The organism is Lachnoanaerobaculum sp. (genome assembly GCF_057250505.1).
In genome coordinates, this window is sequence record NZ_DBHIEQ010000001.1 from 209,111 (window position 1) to 216,211 (window position 7,101).

Here is a 7,101-nt window from a genome sequence, read left to right on the forward strand (position 1 = left end):
TATGGACATACGTTATTCAGCAAATCAAAGAGACTTTAAGCATTATACAACAGGTGAAATAAGGGATGAATTTCTTATTGAAAATCTTTATCAGCCCGATAAGGTAGTTGCGGTTTATTCACATGTGGACAGGATGGTAACTCTTGGATGTATGCCTGTTGATGAGGCGGTGCCTATTGATAAGGATATCGATATATGGTCAAATTTCGGTACAAAGTATTTTCTTGAAAGAAGAGAGATAGGTATTTTTAATATCGGAGGAAAGGGCGAAATAGCAGCAGATGGTGAAACCTTTATACTTGACTATAAGGATTGCCTCTATATCACTAAGGGTACAAAAAATGTCACTTTCAAAAGCCTTGATAAAAGCAATCCGGCCAAGTTTTATATGGTAAGCGCTCCTGCACATATTTCATATAAAACAAAATTTATATCAATAAAGGATGCCGCCAAAAAATCTCTTGGAGATAATAAGACTTCAAATAAGAGAGTGATAAATCAGTTTATACATCCTGATGTATTACAAACCGCACAGCTTTCTATGGGCATGACCGTTCTTGATGAGGGAAATGTATGGAATACAATGCCTGCACATACACATGAGAGAAGAATGGAAATCTATATGTACTTTGAGGTTCCAAAGGACAATGTTATCTTCCATCTTATGGGTGAGCCGAATGAAACAAGACATATTGTAATGCACAATGAAGAAGCCGTCATATCTCCTTCATGGAGTATACATTCGGCGGCAGGTACATCAAACTATACTTTTATCTGGGCAATGGGCGGCGAAAATCAGGCATTTGACGATATGGATGTTATAAAGAACGAGGATTTGAGATAATGGAAAATGTTTTAAACAGCTTCAGACTTGACGGAAAAATCGCACTTGTTACAGGTGCATCTCACGGAATAGGCTTTGCAATGGCAAAGGCACTTTCCGACGCAGGTGCGAAGGTAATATTTAACAGCAGTTCAGAGGACGGATTGAAAAAAGGTCTTGAAGCATATAAAAAAGAAAATATTGATGCAAAGGGTTATGTATGTGATGTAACCGATGAAGAAGACGTAAAGAATATGGTAGCCGATATTGAAAAGAATATCGGTGAAATAGATATTCTTATAAACAATGCCGGAATCATAAAAAGAATTCCGATGACCGATATGAGCGTGGATGAGTTCAATTCAGTTATAGATGTGGACCTTATCGCACCTTTTATTATGGCAAAGGCTGTTTTACCGGGTATGGTAAAAAGAAGAAGCGGCAAAATAATAAATATCTGCTCCATGATGAGTGAGCTTGGCAGAGAAACTGTAAGCGCCTATGCAGCAGCAAAGGGCGGTTTAAAAATGCTTACAAAAAATATAGCTTCTGAATACGGTCAGTACAATATTCAGTGTAACGGAATAGGACCGGGATATATTGCAACATCACAGACCGCACCTCTTCGTGAGATACAGCCTGACGGAAGCAAACATCCTTTTGATTCCTTTATACTTGCAAAGACTCCTGCAAACAGATGGGGAGATCCTGCCGACCTTGCAGGCCCTGTAGTATTCTTATCATCCTCTGCATCCGACTTTGTAAACGGACATATACTCTATGTAGACGGCGGAATACTGGCATATATAGGAAAGCAACCATAAAAATAAAAAGTGGGTTGATTTACCAACCCACTTACCATATTTCTATGTCCTTACCTTGCTATATCAGGTATATTCCCCTTTTTAAAGTGATATGATGTTGAACCTCCATAAGGATTATCTTTATCGGTCTTCAGATAAATATAGACATTAAGATCCATATCTTCATTCAGGCTGTCCTTATACGGACTGTCACAAAAATCCAAAGCGCTAAGAATTTTGTCTATATCTTTTGCATCTTTAAAGACTTTCACATTGTCCTCATTGTAATACTCTTGTGCCTGACCCGATGTATAATAACGGCTTACCTCTATTCTGTCTATATCCTCTATAGGAAGTGTTTTTGCGGCATCAACTCCCATTTCATTAAGTATGGATATGGTATCCTTAAACTCAGGATAGACGGGATAATATCCTACTTCCTCCATTACATTCGGATATTTCTTATCAATTGAATCATAACCGTCGTTGGAAATACGAATATAGTCCTCCAAGGCTTTTTGCATATATTCATTATTAAATCTGATTGAGTATATAGGATAACTCTTCATTCTGGTATCATAGCTTAAACCAAGCAAATCTTTTTTGTATGCATCCATAAGTCTGTTTTTTAAGTTATTATCCTTTAATTCTATATGACCGTCATTATCCTTTATTCCGTTTAAGTCTATACTTACTATATCATTGTTATCCTCTGTAAGTATGGGATAAATACTTTTTTTATAGCCTTCATCATCATATATTTTTGACAGCTGTGAAATCATATCTTGAAAACCTATATTATAAGCTCTTTGTACAGTTCTTCCCGATTTCAGCTTATATGATATTACCACTCTCTGTGAGTCCTCATAATAATCACTCACTGATCCCGCTCCAAGTTTTGCCAGTTCAAGTACGGCTTCCTTATTTCCTATATCCATCTTACTTAACAATGATGATTCTATACTGTCGGTATCTGCATAGTCCACATATACATTCTTGCCGCCGGCATAATAATCCTTGCCAACTTTGATTTTATTATAGTATAGTGATTCATTGCTTTCCAAAATATCAGATATTACAGCCACACTCTTTATATCCGATACCTTAGGTATATATCTGTCATATCCAAGCAAATCCATTTGGAACATACAAACAAAGATAAGTGAAATAACTATACAGATAAGCATCTGTATTTTATTAGCAAAAATCTTCTTAAAATCCTGATTATAAATTATTTCCATTGTACAGTGAGTAATTACTCCGCCTACAACCGCTCCGAAAATACCCCATGCCGTGCTTTCCATCATAATTTCATATGCAAGCAGATACATCATCATACTCATAAAAATCACTGTCATAAACTTTACAGGTACTTTTATTATTGTGAAACTTATACTTTTACCCGCAGTTTCCGAAGCTCTCTTCCTGTACAGCAACAGGTTTACAAACATTAGAAGAATACCGGCAATCAGTGAAATCACAATTTCACTGATTTCACTAAGCTTAAATACATTGAATGCGATCATAACGCTTGATACATTCGGTAAAAACTTTTCAAGGAAGGGACCGCAATTGTAACAGGTCTTTAAAAACATTTTTTGATATTCCATCAAAATAAATGAAAGTGACGGAAAATAAAAATCAAAAAATACACATGCCAAAATTCCTATAAGCATATTTCCTGTAAGCATTATTGCAAGCAACACTACAGAATAGTTCAGAAAAAACACCAGTGACCATCCGATAATTCCCCATATGGTTGCCATAATAACACTTGTCTGTGATGTATTTATAAATATCATCAAACAGGCGATTAAAGCACATACAATAAAAGGTACAATTGCTATAATAATTCCGTTTATTACCTTTATAAAAAACAATGTTTCTCTTTTTACAGGCAAACTGTGATACATATCCACTTTCTTTTTTGAATACAGATATGAAAATCCCGACAAAGCCGTTACCATTGCAAGGCCTATAAATACAAGTGAAAAGAAGGGATTTGCAATACTTATATATTTACAAAAAGCCTGAGCAAACTCAATTTTGCTTAACTCTACATCACTTGCAATACTTACATATTCGTATATTCCGCTGTTACTCATATGCATGCTTATCATCATAGCCGTCGCTACAATCACTGAAAAGAAAAATGTAAGAATGCTTACAGCAAGACTCCAAATCCTTACCTTAAAATCTTCCTTCAGCAGTTTAAAAAATAAGCTTTTTGATGTCATAACCGTAGACCTCCGTTTCACTTATAAATATTTCTTCAAGACTAAGATCCATCATCTCAAAAAATACCGGATGAAACTCTTCCATCTTAGTTCTTATCTCTTCTTCCTCACCCTTAACGGTGATTGTATACACACGCCCGCTATTTTTCATCTGCATAATATCAAGCGACTTTAACATGTCCATATCGAAATTACTTTCAAACACACACTGTACTTTATGAATATTAAGTTTCATATCCGATACATCTTTTGAAAGAAGTATTCCTCCTTTATGTAAAAGTCCTACATGGTCACAGATGTCCTCAAGCTCTCTTAAGTTGTGTGAAGCTATTATAGGTGTCAGACCTCTCTCATCCATCTCCTTTGCAAAAAGACTCTTCACCGCCTGTCTCATAACAGGGTCAAGTCCGTCAAAGGTTTCATCACAGAGCAGATACTTGGTATTTGACGCCACTCCGAGTGCAATGCAAAGCTGCTTTTTCATTCCTTTTGAAAAGGTATTTATCTTTCTGTTTATACCAAGGTCAAGTGCGGCCAGAAGCTTTTCGCACTTGTCCGTATCGAAGTTTTTATATACGGAAGAATAAAATTTCATCATTTCCTTTGCATTGGTGTTTGCAAAGAAATACTGCTCATCAGAGATATAAAAAAACTTCTCTTTTGCATTTATATTTTCAAATACACTCTCATTGTCAATAAGTATCTTACCGCTCTCAGGCTTTAGTATTCCTGCAAGTATCTTTAAAAAGGTACTTTTTCCGGCACCGTTGGTTCCTATAAGTCCGAAGACATTTCCGTCTCTTATAGTTGCGCTTATATTGTCAAGCGCCTTGATATCTTCAAAGCTCTTACTTAAATTCTTGGCTTCAATCATACTTCCTCCTTCTTTTTATAGAACTCATCCGCTTTTTTACAAAATTCATCTCTGTCTATAAGTCTCTTTGACTTGTCCACCAGCTCCCTAAGTTCATTGAACAAGACATTTTTCTTATTTTCCTTTATTTTGTCCATATCCGATACAAAGCTTCCGATACCCTTTACACTGTATACATAGCCTTCGCGCTCAAGCTCAATATAGGCCTTTTGTATAGTATTCGTATTTATTGAAAGCTCCATTGCAAGGCTTCTCACAGACGGAAGCTTATCCCCCGGAGACAATACCCCTACAAGCATCAGATCGGACAGCTTGTCTACCACCTGCTCATAGATAGGTCTCTTATCCCTTGAGTCAATCACAATCATAGGCTTCTCCTTTAACTGTATTATCTATCATAGTACAGTGAGTATAGCATTATCTTTAATTAATTTCAATATCCAAGTAAAATTTTATATATGGAAAATCCCCTAAAACAATGCTATAATAGGTATTTGTAAATTTTTATGAGGAAGTATATATGATAACAACAAGAGAAGATATAAGAAATATTGCCATTATCGCCCATGTAGACCATGGTAAAACTACACTCGTTGACCAGCTTTTAAAGCAGAGCGGTGTTTTCAGGGCGAATCAGGAAGTGGCTGAAAGAGTAATGGACTCAAATGATATAGAAAGAGAGAGAGGAATCACAATTCTCTCAAAGAACACCGCCGTACACTACGGTGATGTGAAAATCAATATTATAGATACACCGGGACATGCCGACTTCGGAGGAGAAGTGGAGCGTGTTCTAAAGATGGTAAACGGTGTCGTACTGGTAGTTGACGCTTATGAAGGTGCCATGCCGCAGACCAAATTTGTACTTAGAAAGGCTCTTGAGCTTGACCTTGAGGTGCTTTGCCTTATCAATAAATGTGACAGAGACGAAGCAAGACCTGAAGAGGTTGTAGACGAGATACTTGAGCTTTTACTTGACCTTGATGCAAATGAGCATCAGCTTGACTGTCCTTTCCTTTTTGCAAGTGCAAGAGGAGGTTGGGCAAGATACAATCTCAATGATACAAATATGGATATGAAGCCTTTGTTTGAGACTATTATCAAGCATATCCCTGCACCTACAGGTGACGAAGACGCGGATCCGCAAGTACTTATAAGCACTATCGACTACAATGAATATGTAGGTAGAATAGGTGTAGGTAAGGTGGACAACGGTATCATCAAGGTAAATCAGGAAGTGGCTTTGGTCAATCACCACGACCCTGATAAGATGAAAAAGGTTAAGATAGGTAAGCTCTATGAGTACGAAGGACTGAACAGAGTGGAAGTAAGCGAAGCAAGGATAGGTTCAATAGTGGCTATCTCAGGTATTCCGGATATACATATCGGAGATACACTGACTTCTATCGACAATCCGCAGGCAATACCTTTCCAAAAGATTTCAGAACCTACCATCTCGATGAACTTTATGGTAAACGACTCTCCTCTTGCAGGAAGAGAAGGAAAGTTCATTACATCAAGACATCTGCGTGAAAGACTCTTCAGAGAGCTGAATACGGACGTCAGCCTTAGAGTGGAAGAAACGGAGTCTCCTGACTGCTTTAAAGTATCAGGCAGAGGCGAACTTCACTTATCCGTTCTTATAGAAAATATGAGAAGAGAAGGATTTGAGTTTGCAGTCAGCAAGGCCGAGGTTATATATCACTATGATGAAAGAAATCAAAAGCAGGAGCCTATGGAGCTTGCATTTGTAGATGTTCCTGACGAATTCTCAGGTGCGGTTATACAAAAGCTTACTTCAAGAAAGGGTGAGCTTCAGGGGATGAGCCCTACACATGGCGGATATACAAGACTTCAATTCCTCATTCCGTCTCGCGGTCTTATCGGCTACAGAGGTGAGTTCATGACCGACACCAAGGGAAACGGTATCCTCAATACCGAGTTTGAAGGATATGCACCGTACAAGGGTGATATGTTCTACAGAAAGACAGGTTCCATTATCGCATTTGAGAGCGGCGAGTCCATTACCTACGGACTTTTCAATGCACAGGAGCGTGGTACTCTCTTTATCGGACCGGGTGAGAAAGTATATGCAGGTATGGTAATCGGAAAGAACGGAAAATCCGAGGACGTCGAGATCAATGTCTGCAAGACAAAAAAGCTTACAAACACAAGATCGTCAAGTGCAGATGAAGCACTAAGACTTGTTACACCTAAAGTTATGAGCCTTGAAGAGTCGCTTGAGTTTATTGATACCGACGAGCTTTTGGAGGTAACACCTGAGAATCTACGTATCAGGAAGAAAATACTTGATCCTACACTCAGAAAGCGTTCAATGATCAAGTCAAAACAATAAATATTTCT

Annotated in this window: 6 protein-coding genes; 3 read left to right on the top strand and 3 right to left on the bottom strand. The window is 37.7% G+C overall.

Going from position 1 to position 7,101, the window contains the following annotated elements:
- The first annotated feature begins 1 nt into the window (after position 1).
- Together kduI and ACO6FI_RS01150 are read left to right on the top strand one after the other, a co-directional pair.
- Complete coding sequence (gene kduI, locus ACO6FI_RS01145) at positions 2–844, top strand: 5-dehydro-4-deoxy-D-glucuronate isomerase (RefSeq protein ID WP_485455732.1); 843 nt, start codon at positions 2–4, stop codon at positions 842–844.
- Positions 844–1,647, top strand: a complete 804-nt coding sequence (locus ACO6FI_RS01150) for a gluconate 5-dehydrogenase (RefSeq protein ID WP_485455733.1) — start codon at positions 844–846, stop codon at positions 1,645–1,647. Before kduI ends, ACO6FI_RS01150 begins: the two co-directional genes overlap by 1 nt.
- A gap of 50 nt (positions 1,648–1,697) precedes the next feature.
- On the opposite strand, the gene ACO6FI_RS01155 is transcribed toward ACO6FI_RS01150, so the two are convergent.
- The 3 genes from ACO6FI_RS01155 to ACO6FI_RS01165 are packed head-to-tail and all read right to left on the bottom strand — an operon-like array spanning position 1,698 to position 5,105.
- Positions 1,698–3,863: a DUF6449 domain-containing protein gene (locus ACO6FI_RS01155; RefSeq protein WP_485455734.1), complete on the bottom strand. Its 2,166-nt coding sequence runs from the start codon at positions 3,861–3,863 to the stop codon at positions 1,698–1,700.
- A complete protein-coding gene (locus tag ACO6FI_RS01160) occupies positions 3,838–4,737 on the bottom strand; it encodes an ABC transporter ATP-binding protein (RefSeq protein ID WP_485455735.1) in 900 nt (299 codons plus the stop codon). The genes ACO6FI_RS01155 and ACO6FI_RS01160 overlap by 26 nt, the downstream gene beginning before the upstream one ends.
- A complete protein-coding gene (locus ACO6FI_RS01165) occupies positions 4,734–5,105 on the bottom strand; it encodes a GntR family transcriptional regulator (RefSeq protein WP_485455736.1) in 372 nt (123 codons plus the stop codon). The genes ACO6FI_RS01160 and ACO6FI_RS01165 overlap by 4 nt, the downstream gene beginning before the upstream one ends.
- A gap of 152 nt (positions 5,106–5,257) precedes the next feature.
- On the opposite strand from ACO6FI_RS01165, the gene typA reads away from it, so the two are divergent.
- Complete coding sequence (typA, locus tag ACO6FI_RS01170) at positions 5,258–7,093, top strand: translational GTPase TypA (RefSeq protein WP_009446904.1); 1,836 nt, start codon at positions 5,258–5,260, stop codon at positions 7,091–7,093.
- Positions 7,094–7,101: the final 8 nt, after the last annotated feature.